22 protein-coding genes and 1 tRNA gene are annotated in these 21,107 nt (G+C 68.0%); all 23 read left to right on the forward strand.

Annotation, left to right across the window (positions count from 1 at the left end):
• The first annotated feature begins 165 nt into the window (after window positions 1-165).
• Entirely contained in the window at window positions 166-1,869 is a 1,704-nt protein-coding gene (locus MFF55_RS02665) for a hypothetical protein (RefSeq protein ID WP_238242536.1), read from the forward strand.
• Between the two features lie 297 nt (window positions 1,870-2,166).
• Complete coding sequence (locus tag MFF55_RS02670; RefSeq protein ID WP_238242537.1) at window positions 2,167-3,777, forward strand: DUF935 domain-containing protein; 1,611 nt, start codon at window positions 2,167-2,169, stop codon at window positions 3,775-3,777.
• A gap of 229 nt (window positions 3,778-4,006) precedes the next feature.
• Window positions 4,007-5,380, forward strand: a complete 1,374-nt coding sequence (locus tag MFF55_RS02675) for a phage head morphogenesis protein (RefSeq protein WP_238242538.1) — start codon at window positions 4,007-4,009, stop codon at window positions 5,378-5,380.
• Window positions 5,381-5,733: 353 nt separating this feature from the next.
• Window positions 5,734-6,801, forward strand: a complete 1,068-nt coding sequence (locus tag MFF55_RS02680) for a phage protease (protein WP_238242539.1) — start codon at window positions 5,734-5,736, stop codon at window positions 6,799-6,801.
• A 33-nt stretch (window positions 6,802-6,834) separates the two neighbouring features.
• On the forward strand, window positions 6,835-7,218 hold the full coding sequence (locus MFF55_RS02685) for a hypothetical protein (protein ID WP_238242540.1): 384 nt from the start codon (window positions 6,835-6,837) through the stop codon (window positions 7,216-7,218).
• Between the two features lie 69 nt (window positions 7,219-7,287).
• A complete protein-coding gene (locus MFF55_RS02690) occupies window positions 7,288-8,223 on the forward strand; it encodes a capsid protein (protein ID WP_238242541.1) in 936 nt (311 codons plus the stop codon).
• A 47-nt stretch (window positions 8,224-8,270) separates the two neighbouring features.
• Window positions 8,271-8,897 carry a hypothetical protein gene (locus tag MFF55_RS02695; protein WP_238242542.1) on the forward strand — a complete coding sequence of 209 codons (627 nt, stop codon included), beginning with the start codon at window positions 8,271-8,273 and terminating at the stop codon, window positions 8,895-8,897.
• Between the two features lie 14 nt (window positions 8,898-8,911).
• Window positions 8,912-8,987, forward strand: a tRNA-Met gene (locus MFF55_RS02700).
• Between the two features lie 155 nt (window positions 8,988-9,142).
• Window positions 9,143-9,622 (forward strand): phage protein Gp36 family protein, encoded by a 480-nt coding sequence (locus MFF55_RS02705; RefSeq protein ID WP_238242543.1) that lies wholly within the window; start codon window positions 9,143-9,145, stop codon window positions 9,620-9,622.
• Window positions 9,619-10,098 (forward strand): phage virion morphogenesis protein, encoded by a 480-nt coding sequence (locus MFF55_RS02710; protein WP_238242544.1) that lies wholly within the window; start codon window positions 9,619-9,621, stop codon window positions 10,096-10,098. The genes MFF55_RS02705 and MFF55_RS02710 overlap by 4 nt, the downstream gene beginning before the upstream one ends.
• Entirely contained in the window at window positions 10,095-10,691 is a 597-nt protein-coding gene (locus MFF55_RS02715; RefSeq protein ID WP_238242545.1) for a hypothetical protein, read from the forward strand. The genes MFF55_RS02710 and MFF55_RS02715 overlap by 4 nt, the downstream gene beginning before the upstream one ends.
• On the forward strand, window positions 10,688-11,248 hold the full coding sequence (locus MFF55_RS02720; RefSeq protein WP_238242546.1) for a phage baseplate assembly protein V: 561 nt from the start codon (window positions 10,688-10,690) through the stop codon (window positions 11,246-11,248). The genes MFF55_RS02715 and MFF55_RS02720 overlap by 4 nt, the downstream gene beginning before the upstream one ends.
• Window positions 11,249-11,259: 11 nt before the next feature.
• A complete protein-coding gene (locus MFF55_RS02725; RefSeq protein ID WP_238242547.1) occupies window positions 11,260-11,583 on the forward strand; it encodes a hypothetical protein in 324 nt (107 codons plus the stop codon).
• Window positions 11,580-11,978 carry a GPW/gp25 family protein gene (locus tag MFF55_RS02730; RefSeq protein ID WP_238242548.1) on the forward strand — a complete coding sequence of 133 codons (399 nt, stop codon included), beginning with the start codon at window positions 11,580-11,582 and terminating at the stop codon, window positions 11,976-11,978. The genes MFF55_RS02725 and MFF55_RS02730 overlap by 4 nt, the downstream gene beginning before the upstream one ends.
• Window positions 11,975-12,967 carry a baseplate J/gp47 family protein gene (locus MFF55_RS02735; protein WP_238242549.1) on the forward strand — a complete coding sequence of 331 codons (993 nt, stop codon included), beginning with the start codon at window positions 11,975-11,977 and terminating at the stop codon, window positions 12,965-12,967. The genes MFF55_RS02730 and MFF55_RS02735 overlap by 4 nt, the downstream gene beginning before the upstream one ends.
• Window positions 12,960-13,712, forward strand: coding sequence for a phage tail protein I (locus MFF55_RS02740; RefSeq protein ID WP_238242550.1), 753 nt, complete (start codon window positions 12,960-12,962; stop codon window positions 13,710-13,712). Before MFF55_RS02735 ends, MFF55_RS02740 begins: the two co-directional genes overlap by 8 nt.
• The gene (locus tag MFF55_RS02745) at window positions 13,709-14,260 is read left to right on the forward strand and encodes a phage tail-collar fiber domain-containing protein (protein ID WP_238242551.1); all 552 of its coding nucleotides are present in this window, start codon (window positions 13,709-13,711) and stop codon (window positions 14,258-14,260) included. The genes MFF55_RS02740 and MFF55_RS02745 overlap by 4 nt, the downstream gene beginning before the upstream one ends.
• Window positions 14,261-14,271: 11 nt before the next feature.
• A complete protein-coding gene (locus MFF55_RS02750) occupies window positions 14,272-15,045 on the forward strand; it encodes a hypothetical protein (RefSeq protein WP_238242552.1) in 774 nt (257 codons plus the stop codon).
• Between the two features lie 59 nt (window positions 15,046-15,104).
• Complete coding sequence (locus tag MFF55_RS02755; RefSeq protein WP_238242553.1) at window positions 15,105-15,614, forward strand: hypothetical protein; 510 nt, start codon at window positions 15,105-15,107, stop codon at window positions 15,612-15,614.
• A gap of 92 nt (window positions 15,615-15,706) precedes the next feature.
• Window positions 15,707-16,987, forward strand: coding sequence for a phage tail sheath family protein (locus tag MFF55_RS02760; protein WP_238242554.1), 1,281 nt, complete (start codon window positions 15,707-15,709; stop codon window positions 16,985-16,987).
• Between the two features lie 63 nt (window positions 16,988-17,050).
• Window positions 17,051-17,581 (forward strand): phage major tail tube protein, encoded by a 531-nt coding sequence (locus MFF55_RS02765; protein ID WP_238242555.1) that lies wholly within the window; start codon window positions 17,051-17,053, stop codon window positions 17,579-17,581.
• A 158-nt stretch (window positions 17,582-17,739) separates the two neighbouring features.
• On the forward strand, window positions 17,740-18,066 hold the full coding sequence (locus MFF55_RS02770; protein ID WP_238242556.1) for a phage tail assembly protein: 327 nt from the start codon (window positions 17,740-17,742) through the stop codon (window positions 18,064-18,066).
• A 182-nt stretch (window positions 18,067-18,248) separates the two neighbouring features.
• A partial coding sequence (locus MFF55_RS02775; protein ID WP_238242557.1) for a phage tail tape measure protein occupies window positions 18,249-21,107 on the forward strand: 2,859 nt, incomplete at its 3' end.

Genomic DNA, 21,107 nt, shown 5'->3' on the forward strand with positions numbered 1-21,107 from the left:
CGGCACCCGCTGCGAACTCGCGCTGCAGGGCGAGTTCGCAGCGGGTGCCGAGAAGGCAATTGACACCGTGGCGAAGGAAAAAGGCCTGTCCGGTGAGACGGTCCGCGGGATCAAGGAGAAGATCCTGGGCCTGAAGCTGCCTGCTGCACCTGCCGGAGGCACCCCGTGAGCGTTCCGATCCGGGATGATGATCTGAGATCCGGCCGAGCGATTTCGGAGGCTGAATGGAAGCGGTTGCGCCAGGAGAGCCTCACCGGCCTGCCGGCCGGGCTTGATCCTGGCAACCCGGATGTCCTGCTGCCGTATCAGCGGAGGCTTCTGGAGACCACCGCGACCAACGAGGTCACGATCCTGCCGAAGTCTCGCCGAACCGGCGTGACCTGGGCGGCTGGAGCGGACGCCGTACTGTCGTCTGCCGCAGCTCGTGGCGCAGGTGGGATGGACAGCCTCTACATCGGCTACAACCTCGATATGGCCCGCGAATTTATTGACGTCTGTGGAATGTGGGCAAAGGCCTTCTCCCAGGCGGCCAGTGACGTCGGGGAGTTCTTGTTCGATGACGTCAACGAGGCCGATCCCACCGACACCCGCCGCATCCAGGCTTTCCGCATCGCCTTCGCCAGTGGCTTCGAGATCGTGGCCCTATCGTCGCGACCGCGATCACTCCGTGGCAAACAGGGCTACGTCATCGTAGACGAGGCCGCATTCCATGACGATCTTGAAGGACTGTTGAAGGCTGCTTTTGCGCTTCTGATCTGGGGCGGCAAGGTGTTGGTGATCTCGTCGCACAACGGCGAGAGCAATCCTTTCAATAAGCTTTGCCAGCAGGTTTGGGCTGGAGCGAAGCCCTACGCCATCTTTCAGGTCGACTTTGACGACGCTCTCCAGGACGGTCTCTACCATCGCGTCTGCCTACGAACCGGAGAGACTTGGTCGCCAGAGGGGGAGGCAGCGTGGCGTGCCAAGATCATCGCAATCTACGGGGACGGCGCTGACGAGGAGTTGTTCTGTATCCCGAGCGAGGGCACTGGCGCTTGGCTGCTGCCGGCCGTCATCGAAGCCTGCATGCGGCGGGATATACCCGTTTTGCGCTGGGAGATGCCGGCCAACTTCGCCTACAAGCCGGAAGCCGATCGCGAGGCGATGGCGCGCACGTGGTGCGAGAGCATCGTAGGCCCGCACCTGTCGCGCCTCGATCCACGCTCCCCGAGCTTCTTCGGCCAGGATTTCGGACGCGTGTCCGATCTGAGTGTGATTTGGCCAGTTCAGATTGTCGCCTCGCTGTACCGCGAGACTCCCTTCGTGGTCGAACTGCGCAACATTCCATTCGCCCAGCAGAAGCAGATCCTGTTCTGGATCGTAGATCACCTTCCGCGCTTTTCGGGCGGCGCTCTCGATGCCGGGGGCAACGGCGCGGCCCAGGCAGAGTATGCCGCCCAGAAGTACGGGGAGCATGTCATCGCGCAGGTGAAGTTCTCTATCGAGTGGTATCGCGAGAACATGCCCAAGCTGAAGGAGACGCTAGAAGCCCGTGGCATGGCTCTGCCTGCGGACACATACACGCTGGAAGACTTCAAGCTGATCAAGATGATTGACGGGATTGCGCGTGTGCCACGCACCCGCACGACGGAAAAGGGTGAAGGTGCGGCAGAGGGGAAGACAAAGCGTCGTCACGGCGATGCCGCCATTGCGGGAGCGCTGGCACACTTTGCATCACTGATGCCGGTGGTCAGCTACGCATACACGCCGGCCTATGGGATCACCGAACCGGAAAGATATGGACGCGGCCTGGAGCGGACCGATGGGCATGCGGGTCGCTTTGTAGCTGACTTGGGGATCGATCCGGCCAGCGGGCGGTCGCTGTGGTAGCCGAGGCCAGCCATCGCGTTCCCTGCTGTGTGCCCTTCTGCCGGCGCTGGCGGCGGGGCAATCCCGGCGATGAGTGGATCTGCTGGGACCACTGGAAGCGCATGCCCCTCCGTCGCCGGCGCGCTTACCTCCGGGCTGTCGCCGAGCGCGTGCCCGCCTGGATCGAGGAACGCCGGACACGTCCTCGTTGGATGATCCCGCGCCCCAGTCGGGTCGAGAGCGCACCTCGCACTATGACCGCGATGGATCGCTTGTGGAACCGGATGAAGCGCGCCACCATCGAAAGGGCTCTGTGACATGGCGCCGACCCGCAGATCCGCGATCCTCGGTCCGGACGGGCGCGCCATCGAGGTGCCGCTCTTCACGCAGGAGTTCGCGCCGACGATGCAGTGGGGCGTGCGCAGCATCCAGATGGATGCCGTCGCCTCGGGCCTCACGCCCGAGCGCCTGGCCGACATCATGCGCCAGGCCAACCACGGACACGCCCGCGCCTACCTCACGCTCTCCATCGAGATGGAGGAGCGGTACATGCACTACCGCTCGCAGCTCCAGGTCCGCCGGCTCGCCTTCGACACGATCGACCCGCAGGTGACGACGCCTCAGGGTGTGAGCACGAAGATCATCGACGCCGTCACCGAGCTCGTGAACGATCCGGGCTTCCGCGCCGCCTGCTCCGACCTCCAGGATGGTGTGGCCAAGGGCTACTCGATGGTCGAGCCGATCTGGGATTACCAGCGCGGCATGATGCGGCCGGTCCAGTACAAGCACCGCGATCCACGCTTCTTCCAGTTCGACCGCGTCACCCTCGAAGATTTGCGGCTCGCCAGCGACACGAACTTCGACGGCGATCCGATCCCGCCGGGACTGTTCCTCCGGCACATGCCCTCGATCCTGACGGGCCTGCCGCTGCGGAGCGGCCTCGCGCGGCCTGTGGCTTGGTCGTTCATCGTCCAGTCCTTCACCCTTCAGGACTGGGCCGCCTTCGCGGAGATCTACGGCATCCCCTTCCGGGTCGGTAAGTACAACGCCGGCGCCAGCGACGGGGACAAGCGGACGCTGCTGCACGCGGTGCGGTCGATCGCCAGCGACGCGGCCGCCATCATCCCCGCCGGGATGGAGATCGACTTCCACGCGGTGCAAGGTAGTCACGGCGAGGCCGTCTTCGGCGAGCTGCTCTCCTACATGGATCGGCAGGTCTCCAAGGTGGTGCTTGGCCAGACCATGACGTCGGACGAGGGTTCGTCCCTCGGCCAGGCCAAGATCCACAACGAGGTCCGCATCGACATCAAGCGGGCGGATGGTCAGCAGACCGCCGGCACGGTCAATCGCGACTTGATCCCGTGGTTCGTCGCCTTCAACTTCGGTCCGCAGGACGTCTATCCGCAGGCGGACTTTCCTGTCGCGGAGCCGGAGGACATCAAGGCGCTCACCGATGGCGTCGCCAAGCTCGTGCCGCTGGGCCTGCGGGTCTCGCAGCGGCAGATGCGCGAGAAGCTTGCACTGTCGGAGCCTGAGGAAGGCGAGGAGCTGCTTAAACCGGAGGCGAAGTCCGAGGTCGTTCCGCCGGCGCCGCTGGCACCCGGCAGGACGCCGGCCGATCCCGCGATGCTCTCGCTGCGCCCCGGCCATCCTGGAGGCTGTCACTGCGCCGGCTGCGCGGCCGTGCGGCTGGCTGCCCTCGATCCGACGCGCGATGCGCTCGACGATCTTCAGGACGAGCAGCTCGCGGACTGGCAGGCGATCACCGATCCGCTCCTGGAGGGCGTCTTCGCCCTGGCGGCCGACGCCACCAGCTTCGAGGACGTGCTCGCGCGCCTCGACACGCTGCGCACCAACAGCGGACCGCTCCGCGAGCGCCTGGCGCGGGCCAGCGCGATCGCCCGCGGCCTCGGCGACCTAAGAGATTGAGGATCTTCCATGCCAGGGCCGGTAAGTGACAGTCATGCAGGTCCCCCTGAGGACGGCCCCTATGTGCCGTCCTGGTGCTATCGGAACGGTCCGAAGCAGTGCCCATGTGGGCATCACGAGGGTTTTCACGCCGACGACGGTCGATGCATTCGGGCGGCGCAGTGCGGTTGTGCGGGCCTGCCGCCAGACTGTCTGACGCCGGTCGAAGAGTGCTGACCGGTTCGCCCTGATGGCAGAGCCCCGCTCCGGCTTTCGCGTGCCCGCCGAGGTGCCGCGCTACTTCGCGGATCGCGGCCTCAGGCCTAGCTTCTCCTGGCTCGACATCTGGGGCGAGGAGCACGCCCACGCCTTCACCGTGGCGAAGGCCGTCGACGTCGAGCTGCTCGGCGTCATGCGCGACAGCATCAAGCGGGCGATCGACAACGGTCAGGGCTTCGAGAATTGGCGAGCGGCCCTCAAGCCCGAGCTGGAGCGGATCGGCTGGGGCAAGCCGCGCCTTGTGGCCGATCCCACGGGCGAGCGCCCGGATCGCAAGGTCGATTTCACGGCCCCGGGCCGGCTGCAGACGATCTTCTCCTCGAACATGCGGGCCGCCCGGGCGGCCGGGCAGTGGGAGCGCATCCAGCGCACCAAGGAAGCCCTGCCTTACCTGCTCTACGTGCGCACCACGTCGCTAGCCCCGCGCGATCAGCACCTGCGCTGGGCGGGCACGATCCTCCCGGCGGACGATCCCTGGTGGCGCACGCACTTTCCGCCGAATGGCTGGCGCTGCAAATGTGCTGTCCGCCAGGTCTCGCGGTTCGAGCGCGAGGATAAGCTCGGGCAGCCCGGCTTCTCCGACGAGCGCCCCGCCCTCGACGAGAAGCCCTTCCTCAACCGGCGCACCGGCGAGATCGTGCGGGTTCCGGACGGCATCGATCCGGGTTGGGCTCACAATCCCGGCCTCGCGGCCGAGCGCCGGCGGGCGGCGGCCGACGCGCTCGCTGGACGGATCGAGGCGGCCGCGGCCGGGCCGAGCCCGGCTGCAGTGCGCCAGGCGCTTCGTCTCGGCGTCGAGGACCTGGTCCGCTCCGAGCCGTTCGAGCGCCACCATGCCGAGGCCCTGAACCTCGGTGCACGCCGCGACGAGGCCGCGGCCACTGCCAAGGCGGCCGGCCAATCCAAGCCCGCCCAGGATGCGGCCGCCGCGAAGGCGGCGCCCTGGACGCACGTGAACCTGCCGATCGCCGTGCTGCCGCGCCGGCTCGATGCGTTGCGGGGCCTCGGCCTGGAGCGCGCGCCGGTCACCATCACGGCCAGCGATGCCGCGATCGCGCACAGCCACGCGGCACATCCCAAAGCACCGGCGGACTGGGCCAAGCTGCAGGCCGTCCTGGATCACGGCGAGATCCACACGTCGCAGGCGGACCCGGCCCGGATCTGGGCGTTCGCGAAGGTGGCGGGCGAGGAGTGGAGCGCGGTGCTGACGCGCGTTCGCGGCGCCTGGCGGACCCTGACGCTGTTTCGGCCGGCCCGGAAGAGCTACCGCGCGAACCAGCGGACCCGCGAGGGCCGCAGCGTCATGCTCAGCGAGGGAGAGAATGATGCGGACGAAGGGCCGTAACCCCCTCCCACGCCCCGCTTGCACGGGGATGGCCGAACGGCCGCCCGAAGGCGAATTTTGCGTCCGCATGATCCACATACCATGGCCGGCCCGCGCGCTCAAACGGGGCGTCGCGAAAACGGCCCGCTGAGGGGCCTCCTCACTTGAGACGCCCGTCTGGCGCCAAAATCCTTTGAAGATGAAATTGAAGCACCTGGGGCGATCCTGGAGGGGTTCCCGCGGCCGGGCAAAGCGGTAACGTCTGGACGACGAGCGCCGTGCGCCTCGGGCTGCCCCAATCAGCCGCCTGCCGGCCTCCCGGACTGAAAGCTTTCAGCAGGGTTCCGGTGCGGCCCCGCCGCCAGTGTGCGGCCGTGACCCAGCGCCCCGCCCCCTCCTCGCTCGAACTGCCAGCCTTCGGCATCATCGCCGGCGAGGTGACCCTCGCGGCGACCGGTGGCGAGGCGCGAGCGCCCGAGTGGATCAGGGTGACGCCGCGGGGCAAGTTCGCGACCCGCGACGGGCGCAGCTACGGCTTCGATCCCGAGGTGCTGGCGGCGCGCTTCGTCTCGGACGCGGTCGATGTCGCCGTGGATACGAACCACGGCTTGGCCCTGCGGGCAACGCGCGGCGAGGACGTCGAGCCGATCGGCTACGCGGCCGAGCTGCAAGCCCGGCCGGACGGCACCTGGGCGCGGGTGAACTGGCTCGATCCGGCCACGGCCGCCGGCGTCGTGCGCAAGCACCGCTACGTCTCTCCGACCTTCTTTCCCGACGCGAGCGGCCAGGCCGTCTGGCTGCACTCGATCTCGCTTGTCGCGACCCCCGCCCTATCGATGCCGGCGCTCCTGCATGCGCTTGGCGGCACCTTGGAGCCCAGCATGAAACAGATCGCCAAGGCCCTCGGCCTGCCTGAGGACGCCACCGAGGCTGCCTGCCTCGCCGCCATCGGCGCGCGCGCCGAGGTGAAGCCGCTCGCCGCGGCACTGGGACTGCCGGAGACGGCCGATGCCGCCGCCTGCCTCGCGGCGATCGGCGGGCTGAGGGATGGTGGCGGCTCGCTCGTCACGCAACTGCAGGGGCAGCTGGCGACGACGTCGGCACAGCTGAATGCCCTCACCAAGGCGGCGCGCGACAAGGAGGTCACCGATCTCCTTGAAGGCGCCTTGAAGGAACGCCGGATCGTCCCGGCCCAACGCGAGAGCCTTGTCACTCTGTGTACCAGCGACGAGGGCCTGGCCGGGGTGAAGGCGATGCTCGCCGCCACCGCGCCGAACCTCCAGGGCTCCGGCCTCGACGGGCAGCAGGCTAGCACTGGCGGCGAGGTCGACCCCGTCACCCTGGCGGCCAAGGCCAGCAAGATCCAGTCGGAGCGCGCCGCCGCCGGAATGCCCATTGGCTACGCCGAGGCCGTCCAACTCGCCGCCGACGCCAAGGCCTGAGGGCCGCGCACCACGCCACCGGAGATCCAGGTCATGCAGGACGGTTTCTACAAGTCGCACGCGATCACCGCCGATATCGCCGGCTTTCTGCTCGCGGCCTTCGCGGATCCGTCCAACGGCGACCGCGTCGCTGTGATGACCGGACCGGGCCAGCCGGTCGCCGGCGTCACGGACAGCGTCGGCGGCACGGCCGCTCACGGGCTCGTCGACCTTCAGCTCACCCAGATCGCCGATCTGCGCTTCGGCGGCGTCGTGGCCGCCGGCGACCCCATCACGTCGGACGCCTTCGGCCGGGGTGTGAAGGCTGTGAAGCCCGCCGCCGGCTCCGTCGTGTGGTGCATCGGGACCGCGCGCGGCCCGGGGCTCGCCGACGACATCGGCAAGGTCCTGATCTCGCCCTTCGCGATCTACGGCTGATCGCTCCCCTCCCGCAGCTCCTGAAGGTCCGCACTCATGGCTCCTCGTCCTTTTGTCACCAGCTCGGTGATGACCGCCATCGCCATCGGGTATTCGAACCCGGCCAACACCCTCATCGCCGACCGCGTGATGCCTCGCATCCCGGTCCCGGGCGAGGAGTACAAGTGGACCGAGTACCCGATTGCGGAGATGTTCACGGTGCCGCGCACCCTCGTCTCGCGCCGCGGGCGGGTCGAGCGGGTCGAGTTCAGTGGCGCCGAGCGCGCGGGCCGGACCCGCGACTACGGCCTGGAGGACGGGATCCCGATCTCGGACATCAACGCGGCCGCCAACATGCGGGCGCGCAACCTCGGCAACTTCGACCCTGAGAACCGCGCGGCCGAGGGGCTGACCAACCTCATCCTGCTCGATCGCGAAGTCCGCGTCGCCGCCAAGGTCCAGGACCCCGCCAACTACAGCCCGACGCGGCGCCTGGTGCTCTCGGGCGCGGATCAGTTCTCCAACGGCGCCAGCGATATCATCGGCGTGCTGAAGGCCGCCTTCCAGAGCACCCTGATCTACCGGCCGAACATCATGTCCATGGGCCGCGACGTCTGGACCGGGATCTCGTCCCATCCCCAGCTCGTGAACGCCATTCGTGGCAACGTCACAAGCAAGGGCATCATCAAGCCCGAGGAGTTCGTGGACCTCTTCCGCGGCGAGGGTCTGCGCGAGCTCGCGATCGGCGAGAGCTTCGTGAACGTCGCTCGGCCCGGCCAGGCGGCCAATCTCAACCGCGTCTGGGGCAAGTCGATCCAGCTCCACTTCCGCGATGAAAACCTGCGCCCGGAGCAGGGCGGTATCACCTGGGGCTTCACCGCCCAGTACGGGACCCGCATCGCCGGCTCTTGGGAGGACCGCGACGTCGGTCTGGAAGGCGGCAGGGTCGTTCGCGTCGGCGAGAAGGTCGAGGAGCAGATCGTCGCCAGGGACGTCGGCTTCCTCATTCAGAACGCCGTCGCGTAGCCCCGCGAGGGTTTCGCGCGGCCCATCCACCACGGAGGGACGTCATCATGGCCGATATCACCCAGGCTGGCTCGACCGGTCGCAAGCCTCGTGGCGCGGGCGGCACCGCGCCGGCCAGTGGCGAGGGCACTGGCGGGACGGCGCCCGTCGCCGGCGCAGGCAACGAAACGGCGACGGCGAGCGTCGAGAAGGCGTCCACTGTGCCGGTCGCTGTCGCTGGCACCGCTGAACAGGCTGCCCAGGCGGCGAGCGAGCCGGTGGTGATCGGGGCGGGGCCGGTCCCGGAGATCCCCGGCGGTCCCGGTGTTGGCGCGGCGCGGACGGCTCGCCCGATCGACGCCGTTGAGGCGCGACCGCTGACCGATGCCGCTGCCGAGGGGCTTGGCCTGCGGCCGGCCGGCGCGAACGACCCGCTGACGGCGCGCGAACGCGACGAGCTCTATAGCCTGCGGCGTGCCCGGGACGGTGCCAGCTTCGTGGTCGATGCCGCCGAAGTGCCCGGCCAACGCCTCGCCCGCGCGATGACGGCCATCCGGAGGGACGGCGTGCTCTACGCGCCGGACGGCGACAACCGCTGGGTTCCGGTCGATTTCCGCGCCTACACCGAACTCGTCGGCATCGGCGCGATCTCCGACACCCCCTGGAACGAGCTCGACGACGCCTCGGACGACTGAGGGTCTCGCGGCTCCGCGGGGTAGCTCAGGGGTCAGAGCGTCGGGCTCATAACCCGGTGGTCGCCGGTTCAAATCCGGCCCCCGCACCCACGAATGCCCCGGTGAGGGGCGCCGGTACAGGGACGCTGTCCCCGAGGCCGGCACCCGCGGTGCGGTGCTGTTGCATCGCGGGCAGCAGGGGGCAGCACCCCCCGGCCGGCGGGACGATGCTTCCCGCCGGCTTCCTTGTCACCGGAGCACTCGTCGTGGCCGAGCCCCGCGCGCCCTTCGTTACCCTCGCCGAGATCCAGGCGCGCCATCCGCGCGAGCTGGCGGTGCTGGCGGCCGACGAGACCACGCGCCAGGTCGATCCCGTCCGGGTCGAGGCCGCCTGCGCCGACGTCTCGTCCGAGATCCGCGCTATCCTGGCGGCCCGCTACACCGGCGAGGACCTGGATCGGCTCGATGCGGAGAGCCGGAGCGTCCTGCGCCTCTACGCGATCGACATGGCGCTCTACCGCGTCGCGCTCTCCTTCGGACGCCAGACCGAGGCGATCCAGGTCCGCTACACCACCGCTGTAAAGCGGCTTGAAGGCATCGCCACTGGGCGCGGCGCCTTGAACTTCGAGGGCGGCGGTGCGTCCGCGCCGGCCGGCGAGCCCACCACGAGCGGATCGCCCAACGAAGTCGTGATCGACGCGCCCGAGCGCCTATTCACCCGCCGCCGCTTCGGGGGCGCCGGATGAGCGGCGTCTCCCTCACCCTCGATGTCCGCGACCTCGCCGCGGCCAACGCCCTGATCGGCCGCTTCGCTGCGCTCGACGAGGGTGCGCTCCTCACCACGATCGGCGGCATCGGCGAGATGCAGACCCGCCGTCGGATCGAGAGCGAAAAGACGTCGCCGGACGGCGCGCCCTGGCCCGCCAACCGGGAGGGCACGTCGATCCTGATGCGAACCGGCGAGCACCTGCGCGACAGCATCGCGTTCGAGGTCGGCGCGAGCCAAGTGACCTGGGGCTCGTCGTGGGAATACGCGCACGTCCACCAGGACGGCGCGGTCATCACCGCCAAGGGTAAGGGGCTGTCCTTCGTCAGCGGCGGCCGCCGGCGTTTCGCCAAACGCGTCACGATCCCGGCCCGGCCCTTCGTGGGCCTCTCGACCGCCAATGGCCGCGAGATCGAGGACGTCGTCACAGACTGGCTCGGGAGGCTGGCCCAGTGACCACGCTTGCCGACCTCCTCACCACGTCCCGCGCCTTCGAATACCGCACGGCCGTGGTCGACGCGCTGAAGGCCGCCTTCCCCGAGATCGAGGTCAAGGCGCTGCCGGCACGGCTCGACATCGCGGATCTCGACCGCAAGGACATGTTCAGCCCGCCATCGTTCGGCGTGGCGATCGCGCGCATCAGGCCGGCCGAAGATCGCATGAGCGGCCTGCGGGACGTGCCGGTCGAAATCGTCGTCTACGTCGTTGTCGAGGATCGGCTCGTCGGCGAGCCGCCGCGGCTCGCCTACCGGGACGAGCTTGGCCTGGCGCTGTGCGATGCCGTGCTCGCGCTCGTCGAGACGCCGGCCGCGCGCTGGGGCCTCTCCGAGATCGGGATGCCTCAGGATGCCGAGGCCCGTCCGATCCTGAACGTCATGACCGAGGACCGGGGCACCGCCTACTTCGCCGTGACCTGGTGGCAGGTCCTGTACGCGCAGGGTCAGCCCTTCATGGACATGGAGAGCCCCGTCCCGCTCGACGCGATGGGGCGGGCGATCCTGCCCGGCGACCCGGATTGGGTGCCGCCGGCGGCCGGAGGCATGCCATGAGCTACATCGGCTCGGAGCTGCGCCGCCTGCGCAAGGAGAACGTCCGGCTCAACCGCAAGCTGGCGCTGCAGCGCATCGGCGGACCGGTCGCGGAGCGGGACGAGAAGACGCGCAAGGTCCGGATCGAGCTCGGCGAGGACCCCGAGAGCGGTGAGAAGATCCTCGGACCCTGGACCCGGGTGCAGGGAAACTCGGCCGGCGCCTTCAAGACCTTCGTTCTGCCCTCCATCGGCGAGCAGATGTACCTGGAGAGCGCTTCCGGCGTGGTCGGCGCCGACAGCGTCGCTGTGTTTGGCACCTTCAACGACACAAACAAACACCCCGAGCAGGGAGCCGATGAGGCCGTGCTGTTCGAGAACGGCAGCGTCCGGATGTCCGTCACGAAGGACAAGGTGGTCCTGAAGCACGGCAGCCAGGGCTTCGAACTCACCGGTGAGGGGCTGCAGATGCTCGGCGTCTTCAAGGCCAAGGGCGGCTCGCGCCCCGCCCACTACAAGGGCGGCCTGGATGACGGCGGGGACAAGGCCGTCGACGGCAACGATCAGCTCCTCGTCTGATGGAGAACCCAGTGAGCGACACCGCAGAATACGAACTCACGGAGCGGGCCGGACCGCGCGTTGCCGGCCGCGTGGTCGTCAAGGGCCAGCCGCTCATCCTCACCCCAGCCGAGGCCGAGCACGGCCTACGCGATGGCACCATCGTGCCGAAGGGTAAGACGCTGGCCAAGGTGTTCACGTCGGGCTCGAAGCGGCTCGACCGCATGCGGGAAGAGGCGGAAGCCCTGCGGACCGGCGCCGCGCTTCCGGCCCCCGAGGCCGAACCAGCGAAGGCCGAACCAGCGAAGGCCAACCCGGGCGATCCGGTCGGGGGCGAGGCTGAGACCGCTCCATGATCCGTTACCGCTCCGGCATCGACCGTCGCACGGGCAAGGCTCTCCGGGGCTTTGACCACGTCCGGCAATCGGTCGAGGTGATCCTCCGGACCCTGCTGACCGAGCGGCTGATGCTGCTCGATTTCGGCTTCCCGGGCGTGCGCCACATCGGCCGGAACCTGACCGCGCCTGTGGTGCTCGCGATCTATCGCGACGCGCGCAAGGCGATCCGTCGTTGGGAGCCGGAATACGATATCCGGCGCTTCCAGCTCGTGCGCGCCGACCGCACGGGGCTCCTCGCGCTGGGCACCACCGGGATCTATTACCCGGAAGGCCGCTTCAACAACTTCAAGATCGCCGAGCCCGTCACCGCAACGTTCGCTCTGAGCGACGCCGAGACGGCGGGGCCGGCATGACCCGCTTTACCGACATCGTCCTGGCCCGCCTGCCAGCGCTTCCGCTCGGGACCGATACGTTCGCGGCAATCAAGCTGGCGCGGATCGCGGAGCTCGAGGAACGCTTGGCGCGCTACGGGTTCGCCTTCGATGTCGGGATGCTCGAGACGGACCCGATGGTGGTCGCCAACGCCGAGGCCGGCGGCGTGCGCGAGCTGCTGGCGCTCACGCGTCGCGACGATGGTATCCGGGCGGTGCTGCTCGCCACCAGCTGGGGTGCGTTCCTGGATCACCTGGGCGCGACGCAGGTGCCGGCCGTGGCGCGCCTGCCCCTCGTGGCGGAGCCGCGTCCCTTCGCGACCAACCCCGAGGATTGGGAGCTCGACGACGACTTCCGGCGCCGCATCCAGCTCGCGCCCGAGACCCTGTCGGCCGCTGGACCGGAAGGTGCCTATCTCGGGTTCACCCTGGCCACGCCAGGCGTGAAATCCGCCTCGGCCTACGGACCGATGAGCTTTGGGGGGACGCGAGAGAACCCCTTCACGCCACTCGGCGAGGTCCACGTGGTCATCGTGGCGGTCGAGGGCGACGGATCAGCCTCACCGGAACTGATCGCGACCGTCCAGGCCGAGCTGCGGCAGGAGGACCGCTACCCGATCGCGGATTTCATCCGGGTCTTTGCCGCCGAGATCGTCCCCTACGAGATCGATGCGGTGATCTATGTCGGAGGCGGCGCCGATCGAGCCCTCGTCGAGGACGTCGCAGGCAAGAACCTTCTCGCGCAGGCGCTCCGCCAGCATCGCCCGGGCGCCGCGCAACCCCAGCGCATGCTCTACGGCCAGGCGTCCGTCGTCGGGAAGGACGGAGCGAACGTCGTCGAGGACATCGACCTGGCCCAACCCGCGGCGGACGTGAACGCCGAGCCGATCACGCCGGGCACGCGGGCGGCCGCCTACCGGGCGCCCTTTTGCACGAAGATCACCGTGAAAGCGGAGATCGGCGATGAGTGAGATCATCTATCCCGATCGCGATTTCGTTCTGCCGGGTGACGCGACGCCCCTCGAACTGGCGATCGCCGACACAGACGCGCGCCTCGACGATATCGACATGGACGAGATCCGGCGGGTTCGGGTCATCGCGGAGGCGCCTGCCGCCTACCTGAAGCATCTGGCCTGGGAGAAGTCGGTCGACGTCTGGGACCCGCTCTGGCCCGACGACATCAAGCGCGCGGTGATCGAGGCCGCACCGATCGTGCATACCCACAAGGGCAAGCTCTACGCGGTTCGAGTGGCGCTTGCGGCTCTCAAGGTGGACACCACCATCATCCAATGGTGGGAAGAAGTCCCGCGCGGACCAGCCTACACCTTCCTCGTCAAGGCTTATGCCAGAGCCCGGCTCTACGATGGCCCGGTGCTCAACGATCGCCTCATCCGGGCGATCTTCAGCTCGATCATGCGGGCCAAGCCCCTGAGCCGCGCCTTCGGCCTGGTTGTCGGCGCGACCTTCCCGCGCCCGCTCGGCCTCGCGCCCGTGGCGCTGGGCAAGATCGCCTCCCGCAAGGCTTTGCATCCGCGCCTCGACGCCAAGTCTGGGCGAACCCTCGGTCTCGCCCCAATCGCGCTCGGCAAGGTCGCACCACGCGTCGCCCTGCATCCCACGCTCGACGCCTGCTCCGGCCGGACCCTCGGCCTAGCCGGCATCGGGCTCGGCCTGACGCGGGTGCGCGCTCCCATCCTGTTGAGGTCGACCCCATGAGCGAGCCGCTGATCCCCGTCCTTACCAACGTCGGACTGGCGGCGATCGCCAACGCGCAGGGCACCGGCCTGCAGGCCGTGATTTCGGAGGTCGCGATCGGCCGTGGGTCGCTCGTCGGTGGCGTCTACAAGGGTTACACGCCAGCTCGCACAGCGACGGCGCTCGTCGGCCAGATGGTGCGCGTGCCGATCCTATCGGGCGCCCGCCGAGACCCGGCCGGGTTCACCGTGCTCTCGCTCCTGCCGGCCACGCCCGGCGAGTACCCGATCAACGAGGTCGGCTTCTACCTGAGCAACGGCACGCTGCTAGCGCTGTGGTCCGACCCGAACTTCCCGCTCGCCTACAAGACGCCACTCGCCAGCGTGGAGCTGGGCTTCGACCTCTTGCTTGAGGCGATCCCGACCTCGGCGCTCGCGATCACGGTGCTGATGCCTGATGTGCCGGACACCGCCGGCGTGCTCGCCGAGCTGCTCGCGACCGATGCGCGGGCCTTCGTGAACATGGTCAACCTCACCCTGAAGCTCGCCTCTCTCGGCGTCAAAGTTTAAGGACAACGCACATGACGACTGTTGTTGAGGCGCTCGTCGAAGCAACCGCTGCGATGAACGCGGCGACCGCTTCGGTCCTTCAGGCGCGCACGCAAATTCAGGCCGACTTCGCAGCGGCGAAGGCTGATGCCGTAAAGGTTGTGAATGACGTCACTGTTCTGCAGCGCCAATGGTATTGTGACCCGGTCAACGGGAACGATGCCAACGACGGCTCGACGTTAGCGAAGGCAACCAAGACGCTGCACGGTATCGTCTCGCGGGCACCGTCGGCGACCAAGCATTACGTCTTCCTCATGAACGACATCACTCATGAGCATTGGTCGCAGGCATTTGCGGACATCTCGGTCCGCGGTAGCCAGCCTGGGCCGGACCCGGCAGGCGTCTTCCCCGTTGCCGCCGCTCAACGAAAGGTCACCTTCCGGCCGACCGCTCTCAACTCGCCGATTGGCAACTCGCAGACGACCACGGCGATGTTCCAGCTTTTCAATACGATGTCATTTACCGGCGTGGATTTGGTCCTGGCAGATCAACCTGCCGGCCAAACAATTTCCGGTCACTTCTATGCGTTCCGCGGAGCAAACCTCATTGTCGACATTGGTTCGATCCTGGGCGTGACCGCCGGCGCGCCGGGGCGCCTGATCCAGAAAGGCGACTCCGCGCCGGTCGGCTTCTACCTTTACGGGTCCGTGGCTGCGGCGGCTCAAGGACGCATCTTTTCCGGCATCGCTGCCGGTGCGGACCCCCGCGTGGGCGGCTTCTACCAAACGAACCTGACGACGAACTAGCCGCCTAGCAGTGGGCGGAACTCCTCCGCCTGCCTCACCTGCAGACAGGACGCACGCCGATGGATTTCCCAGAATTTCTGACGTTCAGCTTCGAGCACCAAGGGGTGCGCTTCAACGCCGCCACGGCTTCGCAGATGCGGGCTGCCGGCGTGCCGGACGATGCTCTGTTCGGTGCCTACAAGGCTGACCTGATGGCACAGGTGGACAATGCGGCCGAGCGTCTGCGCAACCGCATGCTTACGCCGGGCTCGGGCCAAGCGATGGAGTATCAGGAGGTCCAGGCGCAGGCTGTGGCTGCGCTGAAGGCGCCATCCTCGGCCACGCCAGCGAAGTATCCCATGCTGGCGGCTTCGATCGGGATCGACATCGACCCCACCACGAACGAGCCGGCCAATGACGTCGTCGGCGTCGCCCGCGCCATCACGGCCGCTTATGACCTTTGGCAGGAGGCCGGGGCTTCCATCCGTGGCATCCGGCTCGCGGGAAAGAAGGCGATCGCCGAGGCCACTACCGTCGAGGGCGCGAATGCGGCGCTGGAGGCGATCGAGTGGCCAGCACTCGCCGGGTGACCTGGCGACCCTGAAGCGCTTCAGGGTGTTTCGGCTAGGAGGCCAATTCTAGGCTGCCCCGCACTGATCTAGCGGTCAAGCAAGGAGCGCCTATGCCCGCCACCACGCCTCATGTCGGCGTCCGCACGTTCCTGAACCGGACCGACAAGCAGCCCTTCATCATCGCGGATCTGTCCACGATCGGCGGGTGTTTCACGGCCACCGGCGTGGACCGGGCGCTGTACCCGCCGGACACGCCGGTGCATTTCACGACCGATGATGCGGACATGGTGGCGGGCGCCGGCACCTCGGGCACGCTGCGCCAGACACTGGACGCCATCGCCTCGGAGGGTGTGGTGGCCTCCGTTGTTGCCGTGGTGCCGGATTTCACGGGGGCCGTCAGCATCGAGCAGCAGATGGCGCGCATCGTGGGCTCGCCCTCGCAGAAGACGGGTCTCTATGCCCTGCTCTCGGCCCAGGGCGAGACGGGGATCGAGCCCGACAACATCATCGCGCCGGGGTTCACCTCGCAGCGTCTCGGCAACGCCGCGAACCCGGCCGCCACAGCCATGGATGCGATCTGCGAGCGCCTACCGACCGCGCTGGCCTTTTGCGACACGCCGTCGAGCTCGAAGGAAGCGGCGGTCGAGTGGGCGGCCGACTTCTCCGAGACCCTCAACGTCGTCGCCATCGGGCAGGCCATCCGCGTGAGCGTCGAGGGCGTGCCGATCGTGCGCCCGGCCTCGCCGCACGCGGCCGCCCTGATGGTGAAAACCGACAAGGATCACGGCGCGCCCTACTACAATCCCGGCAACCAGGCCTTCAAAGGCATCCTGGGGCCGGACCGGGCGGTCGGCTTCTCGATCTCCGATCCGGACTGCGAGGCCAACTATCTCATCCAGCGTGGCGTCAACTCGATCGTCCAGATCGAGAAGAACCGCACCTCGCGTGCCTCGAACTCGCCGCAGGGCAAGAGCTTCTGGGGCTTCTTCACCACCTCCAACGATCCGCTCTGGCGCGCCATCAACGTCATCCGGACCCGCAAGGCGGTGCGGGAGGTCATCCCGCGCACGCTGGTCAAGTACATCGGCAAGAACCTCGGCGCCCACGTCGCCGTGACGCTGCTGCAATCGCTGGAAGACTTCATTTCCGAGCTCAAGAGCCTGCCCGAGCCGGCGATCCTGGGCGGGCGCGTGGCTTGGGACCGTTCGCTCAACTCGAATGCGACGCTGCGCACCGGCGGGTTCGTCGTCACCCTCGACTTCGAGGAGGCGCCGCCGATCACGGACATCCAGGTCTACACCGGTCGCTATGAAGCGGCCTTCAACATCCTCGCCGACGAGATCCAGACGGCGATGAGCCAATACGGCGTCGCGGGGCGGCTCGCCGCCTGAGGCCGGCAATCGGACACGGCGCGGCGTCCTCAGCGGCGCGCGCATAGCTTGGAGCGTTGAGCGATGGACAACGTCGTCAGAGGCGGAAACTGGTACTTCGACACGCTCAACACCTGGCGCGTGCTCGATGAGGTCGAGCTGCCGGAGGTCAAGCACGCCGAGGACGCCTTCACGCCCGGCGGCCACATGATCGCGACGAAGTGGCAGGAGGAGATCGAGGCCCTAGAGGCCAAGATCAAGACGAAGACCGCGGACCCGCAGATCCAGGGGCTCGTCGGCCGACTGCCGGGCGATTACGTCACCGCGACCTGGTACGAGAACCTGCTCTCCTTCCGCACCGGTGAGAACCGCGGCCGCGTCATCGTCATGAAGGGCCTCGTCACCGGCTCGAAGCAGGCGGCCGTCAAGGGCCACAAGGCGGCCGGGCGCGACTACACCTTCAGCAACATCGTCTTCTACAACGATGTGGTCGACGGCAATTCGATCCATAAGTTCGACGTCTTCGCAGGCCCCGGCTCGACGCTGATCAACGGCAGGAACCCCTATGCCGGTATGGCGACGAACCTCGCGATCGCGGGTGGGCTGGTGCTGTGAGCGGACCGGCGAACCATCGTCCGACCCGGCCCCTGGCAGAGTACCCAGCGGCCGAGCTGCCTCCGCTGCCCCCGCAAGGGGCAGAGGGTGAGGACGTCGCGGGCGCTTCGGCAACCGGTGCTGCGCCTGTCGTAGCGCCGTCGCCAGAGGCCGCGATATTGCAGTTCCTCGATCCGGCCTCGATCCGTTTGGAGCACCCGCTCCAATATCCGTTCCTCTGGGAAGGGGCCGAGGTCCGCAGCCTCACGGTCCGACGCTTGACCGTGGCCGAGGTCGGCGCGGTCATCAGTTCCATGCCTGAGGGGGCGCCCTACGATCTCTACGACTTCCTTGCGGCGATGGCCGGGTATCCCGCGCCGGTTCTGCGCGGCCTGATCGATGACGACGGCACGGAGCTGTTGGCAGCCGCACGCCCTTTATTACCCCGCGCCGTGGCTCGGATTTTCTACAGCCCGACTTCCGAGCCTGGCGCAGCCACGCGGTAGCTGCTGCCCGCGGGCTGAACGAGCGCTATTCCAGTGTCCTCGCGATGCCGTGGGACGAGGTGCTGCTGGCAAGTGCGGCGGCCCAGGAGGTCGAAGCGGACAGCGGTCCAGCGGCCGCGATGGCGGAGGCCTTGACCACAGCGCTCGCCGAACTTGTCTCTGGGCTGCTCGGAGCGTGATTGATGGCAAATCTCGACGTTGCGCTTCGCCTTCGCCTCATCAACGGGATCAAGCCGGGCGCTCAGGACGCCAAGCGTGATCTCGAAGCCCTGGGAAGATCGGCCCGCGCGCTGAATGGCGTGCGCGGCGGCGCGACGCTCGCCCGCGATTTGAGCGCTGTGGCGGCGGCCGGCACCAAGGCCGATGCGAGCCTTCGCCGGATGGGCGCCGAACGGGCTGGTATCGCTGCGACAGGCGCAGTCACGGCCCGGCTCGGCACTGAGCTGACCGGAACGGCGGTGGCGGCCACGAAGGCTCGGACCGGTCTGCAGCAGCTCGGTCGCGAACGGGCCAGCGTCGCCGGGCTCGATGCTGTAACCCGCGCGCTGGCCCACGATCTCGATCGGGCGGCTGCAGCTGGCCGACGTCTGTCACAGGCCACCGGCTCGTTGCGTGATCAGCGGGTTTCCGGGGCTGCCGGTGCCATGCGCAGTCTGGCCAGGGACACGGATCGGGCCGCTACGGCCACCGCCCGGTTGGCGCGCGAGCAAGGACGGCTGCGGGCGGGCCGCGCAGGGTCAATGGGCGGCGAGGAGGCCTCATCGAGGCGCAGACGCTCAGGGCGGGATCTGAACGACGAACTCCAGCGCCCCCGCACCGAGGCTCCCGCCGCCGAGGGGGATGGCGCCTTAGTCGCGCTCGGCCGTCGCGTTCTCCCAGTCGTCGGCGGTGCTTACGCAGGACGCGCTGCCGTTCGCGGCACGATCGGTGAGGCCATCAGCTTCGAGAAGGCTTGGTCCGAGGTCATCAAGAAGGTCAACGACGCGCCCTCGCCTGCTGCGATGGAGGAGCTGCAGCGCACTGTCTCGAAGACGGCCATTGAGCTCGGAGTACCTCGGGAGCGGCTGGCCGAGATGACGGCCGAGGCCGGGGCGGCTGGCATCAAATTCTCGGAGCTGGAGCGCTACGTCCGGCTTGCTGCCAAAGCCTCGGTCGGCTGGGACATGGTCCCCCGCGACGCCTCGCAAAAGCTTGCAGAGATCAAGTCGGCGGGCCAGTACACGATTGCCGAGATGGACGCCTTGGCCGACAAGATCAACGCGCTCGGTGACAACTCGGCTGCCAAGGAAGCCGACATCGTCGAGATGGTCCAACGCTCCGCCGCGCCAGCCAAGGGGGCAGGGGTCAACATCGACACCACACTGGCCGCGGTCACAGCCCTACGCTCCGGCGGCATGCAGGCCGAGGTAGCATCGCGCTTCTTCAACGCCTTCACGACCAAACTGGCTACGGCGGAGGGCACCGGCAAAGGCGCCAAGAAGATCGCTGACGCCTTCGAGATGCTGGGGCTCAGCGTCGCGAAGGTGAGCGCCGGCATGAAGCGCGACGCCGCCGGCACGATGATGGATGTTCTGGATCGGCTCGGAAAACATGCCGAGCCCGCCAAGGTCGCCAACGAGATCATGGGCGGAGAGTGGGGCGACGAATTCTCTCGGTTTAGTCAGTCTTTGCCCGAGTTTCGTAAGCAGCTCGACTTTCTGCGCAACCCACAGAATTTCAGCGGCTCGCTCGGCAGAAACCTCAACGTCCAGCTCGCCACAACCGCCAACCACCTGGAGCGGCTGAAGGCCCTCTCATCAGATGTCGGCGATCGCATGGGCCGGTGGGCGCTACCGGGCATCAACGAGACGATTGAGAGCGTCATCAGACAGATGGACGAGCTCGAACGTCGTAAAGCTCTGCGCGACGCGACCAACGATCCCGAAGGCAAGGGCGATCAGACCGGCCGCTTCGTCACGGCGGCTAAGGAGGCGGTGCAGAACGCGAGGGACTGGGCCGTCAACAAGGCTCTGGATATCACGATCGCACCCCTGCCAACCATTGATCCCGCCCGCGCCGCCTCGCGGCGGAACCTTACGGCCGCTGCCGATGCGGACGAGGCCGCCAGGAAGTCGCTGGCAGAGGCTGCCGATCTCGAAGCCAGAGCCAAGACGACGAAGGACAAGGCCATCAGCGGCCCACTGCTGGAGCATGCAAAACGAGCCCGTGAGGCTGCGGCAGCTCGTGAGGCAGAGGGCCGGGAGCTTCGAAGGATTGCCGGACCCGCTGCTGCGCGTGACATGACGAACGTGGAGTTCGGCGAGGCCGCAGCTCGGAAGAGCATCGAGACAAGTCGCCGGATCAAGGCGATCGAGGCCGCCCTTGCCAACGACAGCAGGCCCAATGTCCGGCTGCCTGACACTGGCATCACGAGCCGCCAGGGCGCGCAGGCGGAGCTGGTAGAGCTTCAGGAGCGGATGAAAGCCATGACGGCCGGGCCGGATATCGCCGGCCCCCTTCCGCGACCGAACTTCGATGCGTCAGGCCCCGCCGGCCTAGCCGATCTTCGCATTGGACGAGCCCCCGGCAAGGCAACGTCGTTCCCGGTCGGACATCGCGATGAGGTTGCTGTTCCCAAGCCTGACCGGTTCAGCCTCGACGCAGGCTCCGGCGCGCGTCCGGGCATGGAGAAGGCGATGACCGCGCTCGCGGAGCGCCTACGGGCGGAGCGTGCCCCGATCATCATCCCGCCGAGTGCGGGCAAGAGCTTCGATGTTTCGGGTCCTGTCGCGCCATTGGGCGCTCCGCAGCTCCCAGCAAGCGGCGGACCTGGCGCTTTCCCCTTGGCCGCTGATCTGGCCAAGGCGCGGTTCGATCCGCAGCCGATGATCATCGGCATGCAGCAGGTCCAGGAGGAGGCCAAGCGCCTCCGCACCGGCCTTTCTCAGGACCTCTCGGAGCCGGCGCGGCAGAGCATGGCGACTTACGTCACGGCCCTATCGGCCGGGACGGCCGCAGCCGTTGCGGCGGTCACCGCAGCGGTGGCGCAGATGAAATCCGCC

Origin of the sequence: Methylobacterium iners, assembly GCF_022179305.1 — a bacterium.
In the GTDB taxonomy this organism is placed as follows: Bacteria; Pseudomonadota; Alphaproteobacteria; order Rhizobiales; family Beijerinckiaceae; genus Methylobacterium; species Methylobacterium iners.

What these genes read in the sequence shown, in the direction of transcription:
- MFF55_RS02670 (WP_238242537.1), top strand. Translation starts at nt 2,167, where the DNA reads ATGGCGCCGACCCGCAGATCCGCGATCCTCGGTCCGGACGGGCGCGCC.
- MFF55_RS02675 (WP_238242538.1), top strand. Translation starts at nt 4,007, where the DNA reads ATGGCAGAGCCCCGCTCCGGCTTTCGCGTGCCCGCCGAGGTGCCGCGC.
- MFF55_RS02685 (WP_238242540.1), top strand. Translation starts at nt 6,835, where the DNA reads ATGCAGGACGGTTTCTACAAGTCGCACGCGATCACCGCCGATATCGCC.
- MFF55_RS02690 (WP_238242541.1), top strand. Translation starts at nt 7,288, where the DNA reads ATGACCGCCATCGCCATCGGGTATTCGAACCCGGCCAACACCCTCATC.
- MFF55_RS02695 (WP_238242542.1), top strand. Translation starts at nt 8,271, where the DNA reads ATGGCCGATATCACCCAGGCTGGCTCGACCGGTCGCAAGCCTCGTGGC.
- MFF55_RS02710 (WP_238242544.1), top strand. Translation starts at nt 9,619, where the DNA reads ATGAGCGGCGTCTCCCTCACCCTCGATGTCCGCGACCTCGCCGCGGCC.
- MFF55_RS02720 (WP_238242546.1), top strand. Translation starts at nt 10,688, where the DNA reads ATGAGCTACATCGGCTCGGAGCTGCGCCGCCTGCGCAAGGAGAACGTC.
- MFF55_RS02730 (WP_238242548.1), top strand. Translation starts at nt 11,580, where the DNA reads ATGATCCGTTACCGCTCCGGCATCGACCGTCGCACGGGCAAGGCTCTC.
- MFF55_RS02735 (WP_238242549.1), top strand. Translation starts at nt 11,975, where the DNA reads ATGACCCGCTTTACCGACATCGTCCTGGCCCGCCTGCCAGCGCTTCCG.
- MFF55_RS02740 (WP_238242550.1), top strand. Translation starts at nt 12,960, where the DNA reads ATGAGTGAGATCATCTATCCCGATCGCGATTTCGTTCTGCCGGGTGAC.
- MFF55_RS02745 (WP_238242551.1), top strand. Translation starts at nt 13,709, where the DNA reads ATGAGCGAGCCGCTGATCCCCGTCCTTACCAACGTCGGACTGGCGGCG.
- MFF55_RS02750 (WP_238242552.1), top strand. Translation starts at nt 14,272, where the DNA reads ATGACGACTGTTGTTGAGGCGCTCGTCGAAGCAACCGCTGCGATGAAC.
- MFF55_RS02755 (WP_238242553.1), top strand. Translation starts at nt 15,105, where the DNA reads ATGGATTTCCCAGAATTTCTGACGTTCAGCTTCGAGCACCAAGGGGTG.
- MFF55_RS02760 (WP_238242554.1), top strand. Translation starts at nt 15,707, where the DNA reads ATGCCCGCCACCACGCCTCATGTCGGCGTCCGCACGTTCCTGAACCGG.
- MFF55_RS02765 (WP_238242555.1), top strand. Translation starts at nt 17,051, where the DNA reads ATGGACAACGTCGTCAGAGGCGGAAACTGGTACTTCGACACGCTCAAC.